This window comes from Rhizobium sp. WYJ-E13 (assembly GCF_018987265.1).
Taxonomy (GTDB): Bacteria; Pseudomonadota; Alphaproteobacteria; order Rhizobiales; family Rhizobiaceae; genus Rhizobium.
Genome location: NZ_CP076853.1, coordinates 837,549 through 858,996 on the forward strand (window position 1 = coordinate 837,549; position 21,448 = coordinate 858,996).

Genomic DNA, 21,448 nt, shown 5'->3' on the forward strand with positions numbered 1-21,448 from the left:
AAGCATAAACGATTTCTGCGAAGGCGCCTAATTGTTTTTAATCTCCTGAAAATCAAGGGCTTTGAACAGTTTCGGAGGCGGCGAGACGAAATGATGCATCGCTGCCTGCTTGTCAAAATGATCCAAATATTCCAAAAATCCATGCGGACTTGAGGAGGAGACCCCGACATGAGGCCACTCGGCATCGGTTTGATCGGCACCGGTTATATGGGCAAGTGCCACGCACTGGCATGGAATGCGGTGAAAACGGTGTTCGGCGATGTCGAGCGGCCGCGCTTGGTGCATCTTGCCGAGGCCAATGCGGAGCTCGCAGGCGCCCGCGCCGCCGAGTTCGGCTTCGAGAAGGCGACGGCCGACTGGCGGACGCTGATCGCCGATCCTGAAGTGGATGTCGTCTCCGTCACCACGCCCAACCAGTTCCACGCCGAAATGGCGATTGCGGCACTTGAGGCCGGCAAGCATGTCTGGTGTGAAAAGCCGATGGCGCCTGCCTATGCGGATGCCGAGCGCATGCTTGCCGTTGCGAGGCAGTCCGGCAAGGTCGCCGTGCTCGGCTACAATTATATCCAGAACCCGATCATGCGGCATATAAAGAAGCTAATCGGCGAAGGCGCGATCGGCTCCGTCAATCATATCCGCGTCGAAATGGACGAGGATTTCATGGCCGACCCTGACGTCTTCTTCTACTGGAAGAGCGAGCTGTCGGCCGGCTACGGCGCGCTCGACGATTTCGCCGTCCATCCCCTGTCGCTGCTCTGGTATCTCTTCGGCCATGTCGAGACTGTCACCACGGATATGGTGAAGCCCTATGCCGATCGCCCACTGAAAGAAGGCGGCCGCCGCGCGGTGGAGAATCATGATGCGGCCAATGTGCTGATGCGCCTTGACGGCGGCATCTCCGCTGTGCTGATGGCAAACCGAGCCGTCTGGGGCCGCAAGGGCCGAATCGCCCTGCAGATCTATGGCTCGAAGAGTTCGATCCTCTATGATCAGGAGCGCATGAACGAATTCGAGCTCTATCAGGCCGAAGGGCGAGGCTCCGAACAGGGCTTCCGCAAGATACTGGCGGCGCCCGTCCATCAGCCCTATGATCGCTTCATTCCGGCCCCTGGCCATGGTCTCGGCTTCAACGACCTAAAGGTCATCGAATGCAGGGAACTGATCCGGGCGATTTCCGGCGAGCCGGCGTCTATCGTGACATTCGAAGACGGTCTCAGGATAGAGAAGTCGGTTCATGCCATGGCACAGTCCTTCCATGAGCGCCGCTGGATCGAGATCGGCTGAAGCCACATCTCGCTTCCGTTGACGGCGTTTGGGGCAGGGGCTAGGCCTTGGCTCTGGTGAAGGCGCACATTCGGGAGTGACATCGTGACGGACAGACTGGTCATCATCGGCGCGGGGCAGGCGGGCTTCGCATTGGCAGCCAAGTTGCGCGCGCTGAAGGACGAGCGTCCGATCACGCTGATCGGCGCCGAAGACGTGCTTCCCTATCAGCGCCCGCCGCTGTCGAAGAAATATCTGCTCGGTGAGATGGCCTTCGATCGCCTGCTGTTCCGTCCCGAGCATTGGTACCCCGATAATAATGTCGAGATTCGCCTCTCGACCTGGGCCGAGCAGATCAAGCGCGAGACCAAGCAGGTCCTGCTGCAGGATGGTTCCATCATCGATTACGGCACGCTGGCAATCGTGACGGGCTCGACGCCTCGCCGCCTGCCTGCAGCGATCGGCGGCGATCTGGAGGGGGTCTACGTCGCCCGCGACAAGCGTGATGCCGATCTTCTGGCCGCCGAAATGCGCCCCGGCCGTCGCGCGCTCATCATTGGTGGCGGTTATATCGGTCTGGAGGCAGCAGCCGTCGCCCGCCATCTCGGCCTCGAAGTGACCGTCATCGAAATGGCCGACCGAATTCTGCAGCGCGTCGCCGCCAAGGAGACGGCCGACATCATGCGTGCGATTCATGAGAGCCATGATGTGGCGATTCGGGAAAAGACCGGTCTGAAGCATCTGATCGGTAGGGATGGCCGGGTAGCCGGTGCCGAACTCTCAGATGGCAGCACCATCGACGTGGATTTCGTCATCGTCGGTATCGGTGTGGTGCCGAACGATACTCTCGCCAAGGAGGCAGGGCTCGACGTCGGCAATGGAATCATCGTCGATGAGTTCGCCCGCACATCCGATCCGTCGATCTTCGCGGCGGGCGATTGCGCGAGCCTGCCGTGGCAGGGCGGCCGCATCCGGCTCGAATCCGTCCAGAACGCCGTCGATCAGGCAGATGCCGCAGCCGCCGTTATCGCCGGCGGCAACGAACCCTATGACCCGAAGCCCTGGTTCTGGTCCGACCAATATGATGTGAAGCTGCAGATCGCCGGCTTCAATATGGGCTATGACGACACGCTTCTGCGCCCGGGCGCCCGCGAAGGCGCAAGCTCCGTCTGGTATTTCCGCGAAGGCAGGTTGGTTGCCGTCGACGCCATCAATGACGCAAAGGCCTATGTGACGGGCAAGAAGATGCTGGAATCAGGCATCAATCCCGATCGCTCCATTCTCGCCGATCCCTCGGCCGATCTTAAACAATTGCTGTCCTGACCGGGCAACCCGCACAAGCGCCTCTGAAGCGCTTTGCGTTTGAACTGTCATCATTCTATCGGTGGCCTATCTAAAGGACGTGTGAAAACTTCAAAAAGAGCTTGATCGCACGGGAGAATACCCATATCAGGGCTCCCACCGGAGAGGTGGCCGAGTGGTCGAAGGCGCTCCCCTGCTAAGGGAGTATACCCGAGAGGGTATCGTGGGTTCGAATCCCATCTTCTCCGCCATCTATCTTTTTTATCAGTGAATCAGATAGATGGCCGCGTGTATCAATGCAGCCATAACATTTGCCGGAAGACGATTTTCGCTTGCCTCAGTCGGGCTGGGCTGCGTTTAGGCTGCAAGTTTTCCACTTCTCTCGAATCGTGATCGGTCCTTGGACGTAAAAATGCCCGTCGGGTGGTGAGCCAGCAGGCGTCCGTGGTGGTTTTGGTGAAGATGTTCTGCCCGAGAGCACCAGCGCTGATGCCGGGGGAGCATTGGCCGACCCCCATCGGTCTTCAAGGAACCGGCAGATGCTACACCCTGCGACAGGCCGGGCGAGTGTCGCAGGCTAGAAGCGAAAATATAAAGTCACTCCTGGCCGCCGATGGTAATAATCCCGATAACCGTAACCCCGATAGCCGTAATACCCGGGATATCGATAGCCGTAATGCCGAGGATATCTATTGTAGCACCTGCCATAATACCGGCAGGAACGGTAAGCGTACCGGTGGTTCCAGTGGCGGTCCGCACGCCAATGACGATGGCTCCGGTGTCTGACCAACTCGACACTGCCGATCTGCACTTGTTCGGCTCTCGGCACGAAAATCGGAGCCGCGTTTAGCGGCGGGGCGAAAGATGCAGCCAGGACAACGGCTGCGAGTGCTGATAACAGCTTCCTCATCGACGTATCCTCTCAGGTTTTCAGATTGCGCTACCAGGCATGAACCTGCAATGAACGCCTGCGTCTATCGAGCGGCCTGAAGCATGTCGCGCGAAAGTGGTCAGAGATTTTGCGATAGCGACATGCGTGAAGCAAAGACTTAAAGCGTGGCAAGCAAATCTTGGAGATCGCGACACGCATTAGAATCGCCGGCGAGCCGGCCACAATGCTGGAGTGGTGGTGATCCGGTTGGCAGACATCGGTCTCCGCCATTTTCCTTCATTGATAATGTCGCGGTCTTTTCGCGCGCAGCGTCCCGTATCCGCCGTCAATTTTCCTGTTCGGAATTCTCCCTGTCGCATGTCACGTTCCAGAATCGCGATCGGCGCCGGGCGAATCGCATAGGGGAATCAATCGTCTCTCGCCGGCCAAAGCTGAAATCGGTTTCGGTTTTCGCATCGGCGAGCCTGGCGTCAGTCATTAGCCGGTTACTGGCAAAAGCCGAATCTGGCGAGAAAATGGTGCCAATTTGGCACGACTGGATGCCTCTGTGTTTTATGAATTCCCCATAAACACTGGGAAAATAAGCGCTTTCTTAACAAAGCTTAAACAAATGGCGGTGCCGTTGCCCAACTTGTGGCCTTTCAGCAACAGCGTTTCGGTAAGGCCTTCGTAAACCCCTCTCGAACACAAGTTGGTGATTGCGTGACAGCTTTCGTCTTGTATTTTCACTTTCGGAAGCAAGGGCCTGACCGCCCGACTTCTTCAAACACCGGAGATGGGGCAGGGAAACGCTGTCCAGGCGTGATCCTATCTTCGATCGAAACTTGAATTGGAGGTCATTATGAACATCAAGAGCCTTCTTCTTGGCTCTGCTGCCGCTATGGCAGTAGTTTCCGGCGCTCAGGCTGCTGACGCTATCGTTGCAGCCGAGCCGGAACCGGTTGAATACGTTCGCGTCTGCGACGCCTACGGCACCGGTTACTTCTACATCCCGGGCACGGAAACTTGCCTGAAGATCAACGGTTACATCCGCTTCCAGGTCGACGTTGCTCCGAACGCTAGCTCGATCAGCGCCAGCGGCGGCGGTTCTACTGCCAACGACTCGGACTGGGACGCTCGTACGCGTGGTCAGGTTCAGTTTACGGCTAAGAGCGACACCGAATACGGCCCGCTCACCGGCGTTATCGTTATCCAGGCGAACGCTGACAACGCGACCAACCAGAAGACGCAGCTTGACTCTGCTTACCTCGACATCGCGGGCTTCCGCGCTGGTCTCTTCTACTCCTGGTGGGACGATGGTCTCTCCGGCGAAACGGATGACATCGGCTCCCCGGTCACGCTGCATAACTCCATCCGTTATCAGTACGAAACCGGTGACTTCTACGCTGGCATCAGCGTTGACGAACTGGAAGACGGCCCGTTCTACAACGGCGAGCAGCCTAACAACTTCGGCGTAGCAATCGGCCTCGGCGGTAAGGCTGGCGCCTTCACCTACCAGATCACGGCTGGTTACGACACCGACAACGAAGAAGGCGCTGTTCGCGCTATGGGTACGGTTGCTGTTGGCCCGGGCACGCTCGGCCTCGCAGCTGTCTACTCCACGAATCCGAACGCCTACTACAACAAGTCTGAGTGGGCAGTTGCTGCCGAATACGCGATCAAGGCGACCGACAAGCTGAAGATCACCCCCGGCGTTCAGTACTACGGCAACTATGGCGTAGTTAACGCCGCGACCGACGCGGATTTCTCGGACAACAATGCCTGGAAGGCTGGCGGAACGATCGATTACCAGATCGTCGACAACTTCTCTGCCAAGGTTTCGGTTCAGTACCTCGATCCGGAAGATGCTGACGACGTTACCTCGGGCTACTTCCGCCTGCAGCGTGCATTCTAATCTGATCTGACTTCGGTCATTCAGGGAAGCCCGGCTTTCGAGCCGGGCTTTTTGCATTTCATGCCGGAAGGCCGATCTATGGGGCGGCCTGGAAATAGATGAGCCGTGGGGAGCGACGAGCCGGATCAGCCGAATTTGGCGACAAACATCCTAATCCTTTCCGGAATATCTCCAAGGTGCAGAAGCGGTGCATGACCTTGGCCACCTGCGGTGATCTGCAGCATGTCAGGATGGCGCTTCGCCATTTCATCCACCGTCCGCCGCGATAGCAGGTTGGAATTCTCTCCCCTGATGAGCAGCAGCGGTATGGCGTCCAGGTTTTCGAATTGCGGCCAGAGGTCGGGCAAGGGATTGCCGAAATCGATTGTTTTCAGCTGCTCGGCAATGGCCGGGTCGTAGTCGGCGACAGGTACGCCATTCTGTTCCCGATAGATGGCGTGCGCCATGTCCTGCCAGTCGGCGAGACTGAGAGCGGGAAAAGCGGCGCCGTGATTCTCCTTGAGGATATCGACCGCCTCACTCCAGCTTAGAGTTTTGCAGTCACGATTGAGATAGTCCCGGATCGCCATCAGTCCGGCCTGCTCGATGACCGGGCCGATATCGTTGAAGATGACGCCTCCGAGAAGATCCGGCTTCGTTGCCGCCAGCAGATGCAGGATTAGCCCGCCGCGCGAGGTCCCGATGAAGATGGCGCGGTCGATGCCGAATGCAGTGCAGGCAGCAATCACATCGCCGCATTCGACAGCAAGATTGTAATTCGCCTTGTTCTCATCCCGGTCAGACAAGCCACGTCCGCGATAGTCCAATGCAATGACGCGCCGTGGGAAAGCTCGGTCCCGCGACAGGACCAATGCAAGCTCGTGGAAATCGCGGGCATTGCGCGTAAGGCCTGGCAGGCAGACGACCGGCAATCGCTTGGTATCTTCAACGGTCGGGGGGTAGATGCGGGCGTGAAGCCTTAGCCCACCGGTCGATCCATAGAACTTTTCCGTAAACCCATTCGTGATTGCGTCACCCATCACATCTCCATCCCGTCTGCCAAAACGAGATGTAGCGTGCTTTCGGCAGGACTGCCAATCGGCTTCAGGTGGCGCTACGGCCCCCGATGAGGTCGCGCTCGATATCCGGGGTCTGGCCGAGGCGAGCCTTGTAGACTTCGTAGTTTTCCATCACCCGCTGCACATAATTGCGTGTTTCGGGGAAGGGGATGCGCTCGATCCAGTCGACAATCTCGTCGACCGGTTTTCCGCGCGGATCGCCATAGCGGGTGATCCATTCCGGCACGCGCTTCGGTCCGGCATTATAGGCGATGAAGGTCAGGATGTAGGAACCGCCGAAGGCGTCGATCTGCTCACCGAGATAATGCGCGCCGAGCGTCGCGTTGTAGCCGGCATCAGCCGTCAGCTTGTCCTTGGAATAGGTGATGTTGTGCCGCTTGGCGACGGCCTGCGCTGTGCCCGGCAGGAGTTGCAGCAGGCCGCGGGCATTGGCGGCGGAGACAGCAGCCGGATTGAAGGCGCTTTCCTGGCGGGCGATCGCATAGGCGAGCGCCTTGCCCGAACCGGATATATTGGCGTTCGCCGGAATGACGCCAACCGGGAAGGCCAGCGCCGCAACATCGATGCCGCGCCCATAGGCGATCTTACCGATCTGCAGCGAGAGATGATGGTCGCCTGCCTGTTCGGCCTTCGCCGTCAGGATTGCGAGCTCGCCGGGACTCTGGAGCTGGTCGGCAAGTGCCAGATAGAGGGCTGCCGCACGCCAGCCATGACCTGCGGCCTCCAACCGTCCGATCGCTTGCACGGCCTCACGTTGCTGGAGATTCTGCCGGTCGCCAGCCGTCGGTGACGGATAAGTGACGTTAAGCGTCTTTCGTCCAAGCCTCTCGGCGGCAAGCTGGCCGTAGAAAGTGCCCGGAAAATTCGCGGCCTTGGCGAAAAATTCGCTGGCCTTGCCCGGTCCACCGGCTTCGGCTGAGCGCCCAAGCCAGTACCAGGCGCGCGAAACGGAGAGCGGGCCGTTGGAAACCTGCAGGATCTTGCGGAAATGCGTCTCGGCCGTCGTCGGGTCCTGCAGACCGCGCAGCGCATACCAGCCGGCATGGAATTGCGCTTCGACGACATCCGTCGGCACCGTCGCGACGGAGGCGGCGACGATCTGGTAGGCCGCCTTGAACTGTCCCTGATCGACGAGACCACGGCTGACGATCCGCTGCTCGTTCCACCATTCGCCCGAATTCATCAGCTCGGTCCGGTCGCGGGGTATTTGCTGCAGCAGCTTGGCGGCGTCGAGATACTTGTCCTGCTTGCGCAGATATTCGATGCGGGCGAAGAGAAAGCCCGCATCGCTGCGCCACTTGGCATCGACCGCATTCAGCAATGCGCCGGCGTTGCCGGCATTGTTGTCGACGGCAGCCCATGCCTTGTAGAGCGACTGCGCCTGGCCCATGTCGCCGAAGCGCTTGGCCTGCGCCACACGTCCGCGATACATGAGATAATCCATCCGCGTCTTGTGGTCGGCCGGAGTCAGCAAGCCGGCAAATTCGGCCAGGATCTTGTCTTCGGTTGCCTTGTCGAGCGCCTGTCCGCGCCAGATCTTGCCGATATATTTCGCCGCTTGCGCAGGCTTGCCGGTCGCCACAAGCGCCCGCGACAGGATCATGGCGCCCTGCGCCGTCTCGGGCGCCGTATCGCCGAAGGCGTTCAGCACCGCGGCAGGAGCGGGGTTTTCGTCATAAAGCGCGCGTTCGGAATTGCCGCGCAGCCGCTCGAGACCCGGCCAGCCCTTCAGCTCGTCCGAAGCACTGGCGATCTCGTAGGAGGGAACACCCTTCAGGCCGGAGGTGGCGATTGCCCAGGTCAGGATATGGCGGTCGAGCGTTCCCGCCGCCATGGTATTGCGGATGGCGAGCGCCTGCTGCGGATCCTTGTTGGACAGCGCATCGAGACCTGCCTTCAGGTCACTGTTGACAGGCGCGGGCGCGATCGCCCGATTGCGCGGAATGGCGCCGGTCGTGATCGCCTCGGGGAAGGACGCGGTTTCCGGCACGAAGCCCAGCGGCCTGACGGCGGGTACGGGAGCCCCTTCGCCGGGCAGCTGCGATGCAGCGCTGCCCCAGGCCGCGGCCACCAGACCGAAGGCGGACAGGATCAGAACGGCTCTCTTCATCCGGATGACTCGCAACGAAAATACGCCCTTCCATTTGGCTGGAGGCACATTAACGAAACCTTACCAAACCAGGTAAAATTCATTCACATTTGCTATCGGATTTTGCCCTAAACCGATCTATGCGCGCTTGTCGCGGCCATATTGCCGCTCTATGGTGCGCAACTCTTATTCATGGAATGCGGCTGAAGCAAGGATATCGGCCGTGAGGAGCTTTGCATGTTCAATGGGTCCATCCCCGCTCTCGTCACTCCCTTCACCGATGCTGGCCTGATCGACGAAGACAGCTTCGCCGCTCACGTCACGTGGCAGATCGGGGAGGGCAGCAGCGGCCTCGTTCCGGTCGGCACGACCGGTGAGTCGCCGACGCTGTCGCATGCCGAGCACAAACGGGTGGTGGAGCTCTGCATCGAAGTTGCGGCCAAACGCGTGCCCGTCATGGCCGGCGCCGGCTCGAACAATACGCGCGAAGCGATCGAGCTTGCCCAGCATGCCGAAAAGGTCGGTGCCGATGCCGTCCTCGTCGTCACGCCCTATTACAACAGGCCAACGCAGAAGGGTCTGATCGCCCATTATTCGGCGATCGCCGAAGCCGTTGCCCTGCCGATTTATATCTATAACATTCCCGGCCGCTCGGTTGTCGACATGACGCCGGAGACGATGGGTGCGCTTGCCAAGGCGCACAAGAATATCGTCGGCGTCAAGGATGCCACCGGCAAGCTTGAGCGTGTCTCCGAGCAGCGCATCACCTGCGGGAAGGAGTTCCAGCAGTTGTCCGGTGAAGATGCGACGGCGCTCGGCTTCAACGCTCACGGCGGCCTCGGCTGCATCTCGGTGACGGCCAATATCGCGCCGCGCCTCTGTGCGGAGTTCCAGGCGGCGACGGCTGCCGGCAACTATGCCAAGGCGCTGGAACTGCAGGACCGGCTGATGCCGCTGCACAAGGCGGTCTTCATGGAGCCCGGCGTCTGTGGTGCGAAATACGGCCTGTCGAAGCTCGGCCGCATGGGCCGCACTGTCCGCTCGCCGCTGATGTCTTCGCTGGAACCGGCAACGGAAGCGGCGATCGATGCCGCCATGCGTCACGCGGGCCTGCTCAACTGAGGTCAAAAACGGCCCGTCTTCACAAAATCGAGCCGTTCTCTTACATAGATGACAGGAAATGAGGGCGCGGCATTCGCGCCTCTGGATTGGAATTATCGTCATGGCCCCCAAAGGCAGCCAGCGTATCGTGAAGAAAGTCGTCGCGGAGAACCGCAAGGCCCGCTTCAACTACGAGATCATCGATACCTATGAGGCGGGCTTGGTGCTGATGGGCACCGAGGTCAAATCGTTGCGCGAAGGCAAGGCCAATATCGCCGAATCCTACGCCTCCGATGAGGATGGCGAGATCTGGCTGATCAATTCCTATCTGCCGGAATATCTGCAGGCGAACCGCTTCAATCACGAGCCGCGGCGCCGCCGCAAGCTGCTCTTGTCGGCGCGTGAGATCAACCGATTGCGTGCAGGCATCAATCGCGAAGGTATGACGCTGATCCCGATGAAGGTCTACTTCAACGATCAAGGCCGCGCCAAGCTGGAGCTTGCGCTCGCGAAGGGCAAGAAGCTCCATGACAAGCGCGAATCCGAGAAGGAGCGCGATTGGAACAGGCAGAAGAGCCGTCTGTTGAAAGACAACGGCTGACCATTTGCCTGCAGCGTCAGGCTATCCGTGAATGAAGCTCACTCTTCGAAATCGCTGGCCGGTGCCACTTCGGCAGGACGGGGAGGACGTTCGGAAGGATCCCGGCCGATCTCGGCCTTCAGCGACAGGAGATCGATGAAATGATCGGCCTGCCGGCGCAGATCGTCGGCGATCATCGGCGGCTGGGTCGACATGGTCGAAATGACCGAAACCTTGCGCCCCTTGCGTTGCAGCGCTTCGACCAGATTTGTGAAATCGCCGTCGCCGGAGAAGATGACAAGATGGTCGACCGTTTCGGACTGTTCCATGGCATCGATTGCGAGCTCGATATCCATATTGCCCTTGATCTTGCGGCGTCCCATGGAGTCGGTAAACTCCTTGGCAGGCTTCGTGACGACCTTGTAGCCGTTATAATCCAGCCAATCGATGAGTGGACGGATCGAGGAATATTCCTGGTCTTCAATAAGCGCGGTATAGTAGTACGCGCGCAGCAGGTATCCGCGTTTCTGAAATGCTTTCAAGAGCTTGCGGTAATCGATATCAAAGCCGAGACTCTTGGATGCAGCGTAGAGGTTGGCGCCGTCAATGAATAGTGCAATTTTTTCGCGTGGGTCAAACATCGCTTACCAATCCAAAGAGAGTAATCCAAATCCATAAGCCACTTAGCCCAATAAAAACAGCGGCTTGTGGATGTGGCGTCGAGCTGTTTCTTACTTTATGAATTATTCATATATGAAAGATTTAGGGCACGATTCGGGATATTCCAAGCAACCCCCGGTGGAAATGTCATATTGTGCATGGAAATTTAGACCGCACGCGGATAAAGGCGAGGGGACCCTAACGAAAAACTTGAATTTGCCCGGTTTTAATTGTATCGGGCGTTTTAATCCTGAAAAGACGACCGCAAAGGACAGGCAATGGCCCGTGTCACAGTAGAAGATTGCATTGACAAGGTAGAGAACCGCTTCGAACTGGTTCTGCTCGCCAGCCACCGCGCCCGGCTGATTTCCCAGGGTGCATCGATTACCATCGATCGCGACAACGACAAGAATCCGGTTGTGGCTCTGCGCGAAATCGCCGATGAGACTCTGTCGCCTGATGACCTGAAGGAAGACCTGATCCACTCGCTGCAGAAGCACGTGGAAGTGGACGAGCCCGAGCCCGATCCGGCAAGCCTGATCGCCGCCGGCGCTGCTGCCTCTGCCGACAGCGAAGAGCAGGACGATCTGCCGGAAACGATCACCTTCGACCAGATGTCGGAAGAAGAGCTTCTGGCCGGCATCGAAGGTCTCGTCCCGCCGGAAAAGAGCGACGATTACTAAGCGCATCCCTGGCCGTTATCTGGTCGGGGCTTCCTGCGCGGCAAAAGATCGACGATTACCAATCATCAATCTTGCGCCTGTAGAGCTTAGGCATAATATTGCCCATGTGTGCGCCAATCTGCGATTGGCGCGCTTTTATTTTATTGGAGTGGCTTTGGAATGATGCGGCAGTACGAGCTCGTGGAGCGGGTTCAGAAATACAAGCCCGATGCCAACGAAGCTCTGCTGAACAAAGCCTATGTCTACGCCATGCAGAAGCATGGGCAGCAGAAGCGGGCGAGCGGCGATCCCTATATCTCGCATCCGCTCGAAGTGGCCGCCATCCTGACCGACATGCATCTCGATGAATCGACGATTGCAGTCGCCCTCCTGCACGACACGATCGAGGATACGACGGCGACCCGCGCCGAAATCGACGAACTCTTCGGGGAGGATATCGGCCGTCTCGTCGAAGGCCTGACGAAGATCAAGAAGCTCGACCTCGTCACCAAGAAGGCCAAGCAGGCGGAAAACCTTCGTAAGCTCCTGCTTGCCATTTCCGATGACGTGCGCGTCCTGCTCGTCAAGCTCGCCGACCGTCTCCACAACATGCGCACCCTCGACCATATGTCGCAGGAAAAACGCGCGCGCATTTCCGAAGAGACGATGGAGATCTATGGGCCGCTTGCCGGCCGCATGGGTATGCAGGACATGCGCGAGGAACTGGAGGAGCTCTCCTTCCGGCACATGAACCCCGAAGCCTATGAGACCGTCACCAAGCGCCTCGAGGAACTGTCGAAGCGCAACGAGGGGCTGGTCAAGAAGATCGAGGCTGAACTGCGCGACCTGCTGATCGCCAGCGGGCTGACGAGCGCCTATGTGAAGGGGCGCCAGAAGAAGCCCTATTCGGTCTTCCGCAAGATGCAGTCGAAGTCGCTCTCCTTCGAACAGCTTTCCGATGTCTACGGTTTCCGCATCATCGTCGAGGATATCCCCTCCTGCTATCGCGCGCTCGGCATCGTCCATACCCGCTGGCGCGTCGTTCCCGGCCGCTTCAAGGACTATATCTCGACGCCGAAGCAGAACGATTATCGGTCGCTGCACACCACCATCGTCGGCCCGTCGATGCAGCGCATCGAGCTGCAGATCCGCACCAAGCGCATGCACGAGATCGCCGAGTTCGGTATCGCCGCCCATACGCTCTACAAGGATGGCGCCACCAATGCGGACGGCGATATCCTCTCGCGGGAAAGCAACGCCTATTCCTGGTTGCGCCACACGATCGAGGCTCTGGCCGAAGGCGACAGCCCGGAAGAATTCCTCGAACATACCAAGCTCGAGCTGTTTCAGGACCAGGTCTTCTGTTTCACGCCGAAGGGCAAGCTGATCGCGCTGCCGCGCGGTGCCACCCCCATCGACTTCGCCTATGCCGTTCACACCAATATCGGCGACACGACCGTCGGCGCCAAGATCAATGGCCGCATCATGCCGCTGGTGACCCGCCTCAACAATGGCGACGAGGTGGAGATCATCCGCTCCGGCGTGCAGGTGCCGCCGGCTGCCTGGGAGGAAATTGTCGTCACCGGAAAGGCGCGCGCCGCCATCCGCCGCGCGACGCGCATGGCGATCCGCAAGCAATATGCCGGCCTCGGCCACCGCATTCTCGAGCGCACCTTCGAGCGCGCCGGCAAGATCTTCTCGCGCGACGCCATGAAGCCGGCGCTGCACCGCCTCGGGCAGAAGGATGTGGAAGACGCGATCGCCGCCGTCGGCCGCGGTGAGATGTCCTCGCTCGACGTGTTGCGTGCCGTCTATCCCGACCATCAGGACGAGCGCGTCACCGTCAAGCCGGCCGGCGACGAGGGCTGGTTCAATGTCCGCAGCGCCGCGGGCATGATCTTCAAGATTCCCGGCAAGACCAAGGCCGGTCTCGATGGCGAGCGCGCCTCCACCGAGAGCGATCCCGATATCGTGCCGATCCGCGGGCTCTCCGGCAATGTCGGCGTCAAGTTTTCGCCGACCGGCGCCGTACCCGGCGATCGCATCGTCGGCATCATGGAAAAGGGCAAGGGCATTACCATCTATCCCATCCAGTCGCCGGCGTTGCAGCGCTTCGATGACCAACCGGACCGCTGGATCGACGTGCGCTGGGATCTCGACGAAGCCAACAAGTCCCGCTTCACGGCCCGCATCCTGGTCAACGCGCTGAACGAACCCGGCACGCTCGCCAAGGTGGCGCAGACGGTGGCAAGCCTCGACGTCAACATCCGCATGCTGAATACGGTGCGGGCGGCGACCGACTTCACCGAAATGATGCTGGAAGTGGAGGTGTGGGACCTGCGTCAGCTCAACCAGCTTCTCGCCCAGCTCAAGGACCTGGAATGCATCGCGACGGTCCGGCGTCTCTATGAGTAGGATTTCATTAAATTATTGCCGCTCGCGGAATTGCGATTTGCACATTTTGTGATCATTTAACGGCCGAGCCGGCACATCGAAATGGCAAGACATGCGTCATTTGCATGGCTGCGTTCAGGTTACAGCGTTGGTAATTAACCATTGCCGCGACTATCTTCTGGTCATCAAGAAATGAAACGAAGATGAGGCAAAGCAATGTTTGAACCGATCAGAAAGTTCGCCCGCGCCCTTCGCGCTCCGACCGCTCAGGAACGTGAAATGGCATATCTCAACGGCTCGCAGGACCGTATTGATCTTGAATATCGTCAGCGCCAGGTCGATCGCGGCATCTTCCGCAATCGCTGATCGCTGAGATATACTTGACGCAAGGAAGGGGGCGCTATGCATGATCAACGCCCCTTGGAAGAAAAGAAAAAGAGACGGCCTGTTTGTTAAGCGGTTCCATTTGCCGCTCTTGTCATTGTCATGTGCGCTGCACTAAATACGCGCCATGTTATTTCGCCGTCGCAAACCAGCAGGATTTAAAGAAAAGCTGCGGGAGCTTCTATGGCCCCGAAAAGGTTTTCTGCGCCCTGCACGCTATATCATGATGCGCGTTCTGCGCCTGTCAGCTTCGCCGCATGCCGTTGCGGTGGGCGTCGCCGCGGGTGTCTTCGTTTCGTGGACACCCTTTATCGGCGTGCATTTCGTCATGGCCTTCGTCATCACCTATTTCCTGTCGGGAAACATGGTGGCCGCGGCCCTCGGCTGCGCGGCTTTCGGCAATCCGCTGACCTATCCCTTCATCTGGGGCATCACCTGGGAAGTCGGTCACCTCCTGCTCAGCCGCCAGGATCAGATGGGCGGACAGACGATCGATCTCGCCGAACTCTTTCATAAGCTGCACTTCACCGAGCTTTGGAAACCGGTCCTGGAGCCGATGCTGATCGGCGCCATCCCGCCGGCTGCTCTCACCTCGGTTGCGCTTTATGCGCTGACATTCTACACCGTCAGGGGTTTTCAGACGCGCCGCCGTGCGCGGCTTATGGAGCGTGCGCGTCTTCGGTTCGCCGATCCCGCCACCGAGATGCCGACCCTCTGAGCCCGAAGCAGAACCATCCTGAAAGGCCTCTCGCATGATCATCGGCATTGGCAGCGACCTCATCGACATCCGCCGCGTGGAAAAATCCATCGAGCGTTTTGGTGACCGCTTCACGCATCGCTGTTTCACCGAGATCGAGCGTGCCCGCTCGGATCGCCGCGCCAACCGCGCCGAATCCTACGCCAAGCGCTTCGCCGCCAAGGAGGCCTGCTCCAAGGCGCTCGGCACGGGACTTTCGCAGGGCGTTTTCTGGAAGGATATGGGCGTGGTCAACCTTCCGAGCGGGAAACCGACCATGCAATTGACGGGTGGCGCCTCCGTTGTCCTTCAGGCCATGCTGCCGGCGGGGCACAAGGCCGCCATTCATTTGACAATAACCGATGATTATCCCTTGGCTCAGGCTTTTGTGATCATCGAGGCGCTGCCGGATACCGTATGATGGCGACCTCTCGTCGCTTTTAATGTCGTCGTTATTGCCGCCACCGGTCGAAGCCGCTAGAGAGAACATCAGAAAGAAATGCGCCTTGTGGCGTCTTGAAGGAATAAGACTGCGTGTCCGAAAAAGTCGAAGCCAAGCCGAATGCCCTGTGGGAAAATATCAAGGTTATCATCCAGGCTCTCCTCCTGGCGATGGTTATCAGGACTGTACTGTTCCAGCCCTTTACCATCCCCTCGGGCTCGATGATGCCGACCTTGCTGGTCGGCGACTATATCTTCGTCAACAAGTTCGCTTACGGCTATTCTAAATATTCGCTGCCTTTCTCGCCCGACATTTTCAGCGGCCGCATCTTCGGTTCCGATCCGAAGCGCGGCGATATCGTCGTGTTCCGTTTCCCGCCGAATCCTGATGTCGATTACATCAAGCGCCTCGTCGGCCTTCCCGGCGACCATATCCAGGTCACCGACGGTATTCTCTACATCAACGGCAAGCCGGTTCCGAAGGTGCCGGATGGTACTTTCAATTCCGACTACAAGCTCGATCCGGGCCAGGACGTACCGGTATTCCGCGAGACGCTGGATGATGGCAAGACCTATGACACGCTCGACCAGTCGCCGGTGTCGCGCGGCGACAACACTCGCGAGTTCATCGTTCCGGAAGGCCATTACTTCATGATGGGCGACAACCGCGACAACTCGCTCGACAGCCGCTTCGATGTAGGCTTCGTCCCGGCGGAAAACCTTGTCGGCCGCGCCAGCGTCATCTTCTTCTCGCTCGGCAACGACACGTCCTTCCGCGAAATCTGGAAATGGCCGACCAACATGCGTTGGGACCGCCTCTTCAAGGTTGTTGAATGAGCAAGGCGCAGACGCTCTCAGCGGCGGACCGCGCAAAGCTTGAAACCCTGATCGGGCATGAATTTGCCGAGAAGGAACGTCTGGACCGCGCGCTGACCCATGCCAGCGCGCGCACCGACAAGGGCAATTACGAGCGGCTTGAATTTCTCGGCGACAGGGTTCTTGGGCTCTGTATCGCCGATTTGCTGTTCCGCACTTTCGGGGCAGCGGCGGAGGGCGAACTTTCGGTGCGCCTGAACCAGCTTGTCAGCGCCGAGACCTGCGCGGCAGTTGCCGATGAACTCAGTCTCCATCTCTATATCCGCACCGGCGCCGATGTGAAGAAACTCACCGGCAAGCGCATGATGAACGTGCGCGCCGATGTCGTCGAAAGCCTGATCGCTGCTCTCTATCTCGATGGCGGCCTGGAAGTCGCCCGTCGTTTCATCCTGCGCTACTGGGAGGGCAGGGCAGTGCGTGCTGATGGCGCCCGCCGTGACGCCAAGACCGAGCTGCAGGAATGGTCGCACGCCAAATATGGCGTCACCCCTGTCTACCGGGTTGAAGAACGCAGCGGACCGGATCATGATCCGCGCTTCAAGGTGACTGTAGAAGTCGCTGGCGTTGCACCGGAGACGGGAGTAGAGCGCTCCAAGCGCGCCGCAGAACAGGTCGCCGCGACGAAAATGCTCGAGCGCGAAGGCATTTGGCAGTCGACATCTGCCGGAAATTGACGGGATCAATGACAGAAGAAAACGAAATGGCGGCTGAGAGTGCTGCTGAAAGCAATGGTACGACGCATTCGGGCTTCGTCGCCCTGATCGGCCCCACCAATGCCGGCAAATCGACGCTGGTCAATCGCCTCGTCGGCGCCAAGGTGTCGATCGTCAGCCACAAGGTACAGACGACGCGCGCCGTCGTGCGCGGCATTGCCATCCACAACAATGCGCAGATCGTCTTCATGGACACGCCCGGCATCTTCAAGCCGCGCCGCCGTCTTGATCGCGCCATGGTGACTTCTGCCTGGGGCGGCGCCAAGGATGCCGATCTCATCATGCTGCTGATCGACAGCGAGCGTGGCCTGCGCGGCGATGCCGAAGCCATCCTCGAAAGCCTGAAGGACGTTCCGCAACGGAAGATCCTGGTTCTCAACAAGATCGACCGGGTCAATCGCGAACTGCTTCTGGCGATCGCCGCCACAGCAAACCAGAAGGTCGATTTCGACCAGACCTTCATGATCTCGGCCGAAAACGGTTCCGGCTGCGACGACGTGATGGATTATCTGGCAAGGACCCTGCCGGAAGGCCCCTGGTATTATCCTGAAGATCAGATTTCCGATCTGCCGATGCGCCAGCTTGCCGCCGAAATCACGCGCGAGAAGCTGTTCCTGCGCCTGCATCAGGAGCTTCCCTATTCCTCGCATGTCGAGACGGAGAAGTGGGAAGAGCGCAAGGACGGCTCCGTACGCATCGAACAGGTCATCTATGTCGAGCGAGACAGCCAGAAGAAGATTGCGCTCGGCAAGGGTGGCGAAACGATCAAGGCGATCTCGTCGGCGTCACGCAAGGAATTGTCGGAAATCCTCGAACAGCCCGTCCACCTCTTCCTGTTCGTCAAGGTGCGCGAGAACTGGGGTGATGATCCCGAGCGCTTCCGTGAAATGGGCCTCGAATTTCCGCGCTAGTTCGACAAGAAAATTGACAACGGGCACTCAGCCCCTTGTTTCCGTGTAAAAATCGCCGCCTGTTCCAAGGAACAAATCGGCCTGCATGCGCATTGATCTGCTAACGGCGCTGCACTCTGCAGCGCCGGTTTTGCGACGGCAGGGACAAGATGGCGACGGCAAAACCTACCCATTCCTTCAAGACGCCCTGCGAGCAGTGTCCGTTGCGGTCATTGCCGCATTTCCGGGAGTTCAGCCGGGACGAGTTGGAATTCGTCTCGAAGTTCAAGAGAGGGGAACTGGCGGCCGATGCCGGCGCAACCATCCTGGTCGAAGGCGCCCACAGCGCTCACCTCTTTACCGTGCTGTCCGGCTGGGGCTTCCGCTACAAGATGCTGGAGGATGGCCGTCGGCAGATCCTGAACTATGTCATGCCGGGCGACTTGATCGGCCTGCAGGGCACGATCATGGGCGAGATGCAGCATTCCGTGGAGGCCCTGTCGCCGGTATCGCTCTGCGTCTTCGAGCGCGACAAACTGATGACCCTTTATAACCGGCACGCCTCGCTTGCCTTCGACATAACCTGGATCGCGGCGCAGGAAGAGCGTATTCTCGATGAACATCTCTTGAGCATCGGCCGTCGCACCGCGCTCGAAAGAGCCGCCTATCTGATTGCTTTCCTCTTCGAACGCGCCAGAAAGCTCAGCCTTTTCAACGGCCGCAATATCATTCCGATCACCCAGCAGCATATCGCCGACACACTCGGTCTATCGATCGTCCACACCAACAAGACTTTGAAAAAGCTTACGGCACGCAACCTCATCCGCTGGCAGGAGCGTGGCTGCGAGGTGCGGGACGGCGAGGGTTTGATGCGGATGGCCGGCTGGGAAGGACTGAGCGACGGAAAACGTCCTTTCATATAGCTGCTTGAGCAGCACTATGTCTTTTTTAAATGCAAAATGACGCCGGGAAAACTAAGATCGCGTCATCTTTATTCCGATTTCGTTTTTATCGACCGGACGCGAAAATGCCGCTATTCAATTGTGGTGGGCGACCACTTTCAACGCTCCAGCCGGGCGCCGACGGAATGATGTTTGCTAAAGGGGCAGGGCCGCTGCAATATTTGCGCTTCACGAGGGGCATGGAGATCATGAACGCAACAACCCGTGTTCTGGTCCTTGAAGACAGTCTGATCATCGCCATGGAGGCGGAGGATATTTTGCGTCTCGTTGGCGCCGATACCATCGATATCGCCAATAGCCTCGATCAGGCCAGGGACGCAATCCAGGTCGCAGATTACGATTTCGCGCTACTCGACGTGAATCTCGGCGAGGCGCTGAGCTTCGATTTCGCGCGTGATCTGTCGCAGGCCAATATCCCCTTCGGCTTCGTCAGTGGCTATTCCGATACTCAGGATTTTCCGATCGACCTTCAGGACGTGCCGCTTCTCGTCAAACCTTTCGACGAGAATGCGATGCGCGACTTCCTTCAAAAGCTTTTCCCGTCGCCGGCGGAATGACATAGTCCGGACCTTGCTTTAGAATGAATCGGCAGACTGAAGGACGGTTTTCCGATGCAATGGCAGGATCAGGCGATCATTCTTGGCGTCAAGCGCCACGGTGAGACAAGCGTCATCGCCGAGGTGATGACGCGCGACCGCGGCCGTCACCTTGGTCTCGTTCGCTCCGGCCGTTCGCGCACCATGCAGCCGGTGCTGCAGCCCGGCAACGAGGTGGAAGTCACCTGGCGCGCCCGGCTGGATGAGCATCTCGGCGAATTCCGCCTCGAGCCGGTGAAGCTGCGCGCCGCGCGGCTGATGGAGACGGCAACCGCCGTCTATGGTGTGCAGGCCATGGGCGCATTGCTGCGCCTGTTGCCGGAGCGCGATCCGCATCCGCATCTCTTCGAGGCGCTGGAAGTCATTCTCGATCATCTCCACAATCCCGCCGATGCCGGCGAACTCTTCGTTCGCTTCGAGCTCGCTGTGTTGAACGATCTCGGCTTCGGCCTCGACCTCTCGGAATGTGCAGCGACCGGCACCCGCACCGATCTCGCCTATGTATCGCCGAAATCCGGTCGCGCCGTCAGTCGTGGCGCCGGAGAACCCTGGGCCGACAAGATGCTGCTTTTGCCGGCCTTTCTGAGTGTTCAGGAAAACCAGGCGGCCGATTACGAGAGCCTCACGGCGGCATTCCGTCTGACTGGATTCTTTTTGCATCGCCATGTCTATGAGCCGCGGGGCCTTGAGGCTTCGGCAGCGCGTGAGGGCTTCGTTCAGGCGGCACTCAAGGCCTTGAACCCGGCTGCACGGACGCTTTCTCGGCCGGACGGGCTTTCTGCCTGAGCGGCTTTTCATCCCTGCAAAATAGTCTTCAGTCTTGGCGGTTTACCCTTATCCCCAGCGCCCCTATCTCTCCTTCGATCAGGAAAGTCTTTAAGTGCTCGAGGAGGAAGCCATGCTGACCAAGCCCGAAACATCGACCACCATCAAGCTCTGGAATGGGCAGGAAGTTCCCCGCCTCGGCATGGGCTGCTGGGCGATCGGCGGTCCGTTCTTTGCCGGTGATACGCCGCTCGGCTGGGGTGAGGTGGACGACAATGAATCCGCTGCCGCGATCAATCGCGCGATCGACCTTGGTATCCGCTTCTTCGATACGGCCTCGAATTACGGTGCTGGCCATTCGGAAGAGGTCATCGGGCAGGCAATCGGCAATCGCGCCGATATCATTATCGCCACCAAGTTCGGCTTTGCCACCAATCCGGAGACGAAACAGGCGACCGGCGCCTTTGCCAATCCGGCCTTCATTCGCCAGTCGGTCGAGACCTCGCTGCGCCGGCTGAAGCGGGAGCGTCTCGACCTCCTGCAATTCCACCTCAACGATTTTCCGCTGGAACAATCCGACGAAGTCTTCGATACGCTGGAGGCCCTGCGGGCAGAGGGCAAGATCGATGCCTTCGGCTGGAGCACGGATTTTCCCGACCGCGCCGCCCGCCATGCCGGCCGGCCGGGCTTCGTCTCGATCCAGCACACGATGAACGTCTTCGAACCCGTGCCTCAGATGATCGATGTCGTCGAAACGAACGGTCTCATCTCCATCAATCGCGGCCCGCTGGCCATGGGCCTGCTGACAGGTAAGTTTACGCCGGACAAGGCCGTCGGCGCCAAGGACGTGCGCGGTGCAGCACTCGAATGGATGGTCTATTTCAAAGATGGCCGTATCGCGCCGGAATTTGCCGCAAGGCTCGATGCCGTGCGTAGCCTCCTCACATCCGATGGACGCACGCTGACGCAGGGCGCGCTTGCCTGGCTCTGGGCGCGTTCGCCGCGCACCCTGCCCATTCCCGGTTTCCGGACGGTCGCGCAGGTCGAGGAAAATGCCGGCGCATTGGAAAAGGGACCGTTGCCGGCCGAGGTGATGGTAGAGATCGACGCGGCGCTGGCCCGCGTCTGAGACCGGGTTAGAGCAATTCCAGCAAAAGTGTGCAGCGGTTTTGCGTCCGGAATTGCGTAAA

General features: G+C 59.2%; 21 protein-coding genes and 1 tRNA gene. 18 read left to right on the top strand and 4 right to left on the bottom strand.

Annotation, left to right across the window (positions count from 1 at the left end):
• The first annotated feature begins 168 nt into the window (after positions 1 to 168).
• The 3 genes from KQ933_RS04165 to KQ933_RS04175 all read left to right on the top strand — a co-directional run bounded on the left by KQ933_RS04165 (position 169) and on the right by KQ933_RS04175 (position 2,816).
• On the top strand, positions 169 to 1,284 hold the full coding sequence (locus tag KQ933_RS04165; RefSeq protein WP_216757524.1) for a Gfo/Idh/MocA family protein: 1,116 nt from the start codon (positions 169 to 171) through the stop codon (positions 1,282 to 1,284).
• 84 nt (positions 1,285 to 1,368) lie between these two features.
• Complete coding sequence (locus tag KQ933_RS04170) at positions 1,369 to 2,586, top strand: NAD(P)/FAD-dependent oxidoreductase (RefSeq protein ID WP_216757525.1); 1,218 nt, start codon at positions 1,369 to 1,371, stop codon at positions 2,584 to 2,586.
• A 140-nt stretch (positions 2,587 to 2,726) separates the two neighbouring features.
• Positions 2,727 to 2,816, top strand: a tRNA-Ser gene (locus tag KQ933_RS04175).
• A gap of 326 nt (positions 2,817 to 3,142) precedes the next feature.
• Here the strand turns inward: KQ933_RS04175 and KQ933_RS33315 are convergent.
• Positions 3,143 to 3,475 carry a hypothetical protein gene (locus tag KQ933_RS33315; protein WP_253958272.1) on the bottom strand — a complete coding sequence of 111 codons (333 nt, stop codon included), beginning with the start codon at positions 3,473 to 3,475 and terminating at the stop codon, positions 3,143 to 3,145.
• Positions 3,476 to 4,298: 823 nt separating this feature from the next.
• On the opposite strand from KQ933_RS33315, the gene KQ933_RS04180 reads away from it, so the two are divergent.
• Entirely contained in the window at positions 4,299 to 5,351 is a 1,053-nt protein-coding gene (locus tag KQ933_RS04180) for a porin (RefSeq protein WP_216757526.1), read from the top strand.
• 125 nt (positions 5,352 to 5,476) lie between these two features.
• Here KQ933_RS04180 and KQ933_RS04185 read toward each other — a convergent pair whose 3' ends face one another.
• Both KQ933_RS04185 and KQ933_RS04190 read right to left on the bottom strand, forming a co-directional pair.
• A complete protein-coding gene (locus KQ933_RS04185) occupies positions 5,477 to 6,370 on the bottom strand; it encodes an alpha/beta fold hydrolase (RefSeq protein ID WP_216757527.1) in 894 nt (297 codons plus the stop codon).
• Positions 6,371 to 6,434: 64 nt separating this feature from the next.
• Positions 6,435 to 8,519: a lytic transglycosylase domain-containing protein gene (locus KQ933_RS04190; RefSeq protein ID WP_216757528.1), complete on the bottom strand. Its 2,085-nt coding sequence runs from the start codon at positions 8,517 to 8,519 to the stop codon at positions 6,435 to 6,437.
• A gap of 216 nt (positions 8,520 to 8,735) precedes the next feature.
• On the opposite strand from KQ933_RS04190, the gene dapA reads away from it, so the two are divergent.
• Both dapA and smpB read left to right on the top strand, forming a co-directional pair.
• A complete protein-coding gene (gene dapA / locus KQ933_RS04195; protein WP_216757529.1) occupies positions 8,736 to 9,620 on the top strand; it encodes a 4-hydroxy-tetrahydrodipicolinate synthase in 885 nt (294 codons plus the stop codon).
• A gap of 100 nt (positions 9,621 to 9,720) precedes the next feature.
• Positions 9,721 to 10,200 (top strand): SsrA-binding protein SmpB, encoded by a 480-nt coding sequence (smpB, locus tag KQ933_RS04200; RefSeq protein WP_183730785.1) that lies wholly within the window; start codon positions 9,721 to 9,723, stop codon positions 10,198 to 10,200.
• A gap of 38 nt (positions 10,201 to 10,238) precedes the next feature.
• On the opposite strand, the gene KQ933_RS04205 is transcribed toward smpB, so the two are convergent.
• A complete protein-coding gene (locus KQ933_RS04205) occupies positions 10,239 to 10,820 on the bottom strand; it encodes an NYN domain-containing protein (protein WP_216757530.1) in 582 nt (193 codons plus the stop codon).
• Between the two features lie 297 nt (positions 10,821 to 11,117).
• Here KQ933_RS04205 and rpoZ point away from each other — a divergent pair, with 297 nt between their 5' ends.
• From rpoZ to KQ933_RS04265, 12 genes are all read left to right on the top strand, one after another.
• A complete protein-coding gene (gene rpoZ / locus KQ933_RS04210; RefSeq protein WP_183730782.1) occupies positions 11,118 to 11,522 on the top strand; it encodes a DNA-directed RNA polymerase subunit omega in 405 nt (134 codons plus the stop codon).
• Between the two features lie 159 nt (positions 11,523 to 11,681).
• A complete protein-coding gene (locus KQ933_RS04215; protein ID WP_216757531.1) occupies positions 11,682 to 13,916 on the top strand; it encodes a bifunctional (p)ppGpp synthetase/guanosine-3',5'-bis(diphosphate) 3'-pyrophosphohydrolase in 2,235 nt (744 codons plus the stop codon).
• A 195-nt stretch (positions 13,917 to 14,111) separates the two neighbouring features.
• Positions 14,112 to 14,261, top strand: a complete 150-nt coding sequence (locus KQ933_RS04220; RefSeq protein ID WP_183744396.1) for a DUF3563 family protein — start codon at positions 14,112 to 14,114, stop codon at positions 14,259 to 14,261.
• Positions 14,262 to 14,406: 145 nt separating this feature from the next.
• Entirely contained in the window at positions 14,407 to 14,997 is a 591-nt protein-coding gene (locus KQ933_RS04225; RefSeq protein ID WP_216757532.1) for a DUF2062 domain-containing protein, read from the top strand.
• Between the two features lie 34 nt (positions 14,998 to 15,031).
• Positions 15,032 to 15,436 carry a holo-ACP synthase gene (gene acpS, locus KQ933_RS04230; protein ID WP_216757533.1) on the top strand — a complete coding sequence of 135 codons (405 nt, stop codon included), beginning with the start codon at positions 15,032 to 15,034 and terminating at the stop codon, positions 15,434 to 15,436.
• Positions 15,437 to 15,549: 113 nt separating this feature from the next.
• Entirely contained in the window at positions 15,550 to 16,293 is a 744-nt protein-coding gene (gene lepB / locus KQ933_RS04235; protein WP_216757534.1) for a signal peptidase I, read from the top strand.
• Positions 16,290 to 17,006, top strand: a complete 717-nt coding sequence (rnc, locus tag KQ933_RS04240) for a ribonuclease III (RefSeq protein ID WP_216757535.1) — start codon at positions 16,290 to 16,292, stop codon at positions 17,004 to 17,006. The genes lepB and rnc overlap by 4 nt, the downstream gene beginning before the upstream one ends.
• An 8-nt stretch (positions 17,007 to 17,014) precedes the next feature.
• Positions 17,015 to 17,956, top strand: a complete 942-nt coding sequence (gene era / locus KQ933_RS04245) for a GTPase Era (RefSeq protein WP_216757536.1) — start codon at positions 17,015 to 17,017, stop codon at positions 17,954 to 17,956.
• Positions 17,957 to 18,105: 149 nt separating this feature from the next.
• Complete coding sequence (locus KQ933_RS04250; RefSeq protein ID WP_216757537.1) at positions 18,106 to 18,858, top strand: Crp/Fnr family transcriptional regulator; 753 nt, start codon at positions 18,106 to 18,108, stop codon at positions 18,856 to 18,858.
• A 164-nt stretch (positions 18,859 to 19,022) separates the two neighbouring features.
• Positions 19,023 to 19,454 carry a response regulator gene (locus KQ933_RS04255; RefSeq protein ID WP_367882518.1) on the top strand — a complete coding sequence of 144 codons (432 nt, stop codon included), beginning with the start codon at positions 19,023 to 19,025 and terminating at the stop codon, positions 19,452 to 19,454.
• Positions 19,455 to 19,508: 54 nt separating this feature from the next.
• Complete coding sequence (recO, locus tag KQ933_RS04260; protein WP_216757538.1) at positions 19,509 to 20,279, top strand: DNA repair protein RecO; 771 nt, start codon at positions 19,509 to 19,511, stop codon at positions 20,277 to 20,279.
• Positions 20,280 to 20,391: 112 nt separating this feature from the next.
• Positions 20,392 to 21,387, top strand: a complete 996-nt coding sequence (locus KQ933_RS04265) for an aldo/keto reductase (protein WP_216757539.1) — start codon at positions 20,392 to 20,394, stop codon at positions 21,385 to 21,387.
• The last annotated feature ends 61 nt before the right edge of the window (positions 21,388 to 21,448 follow it).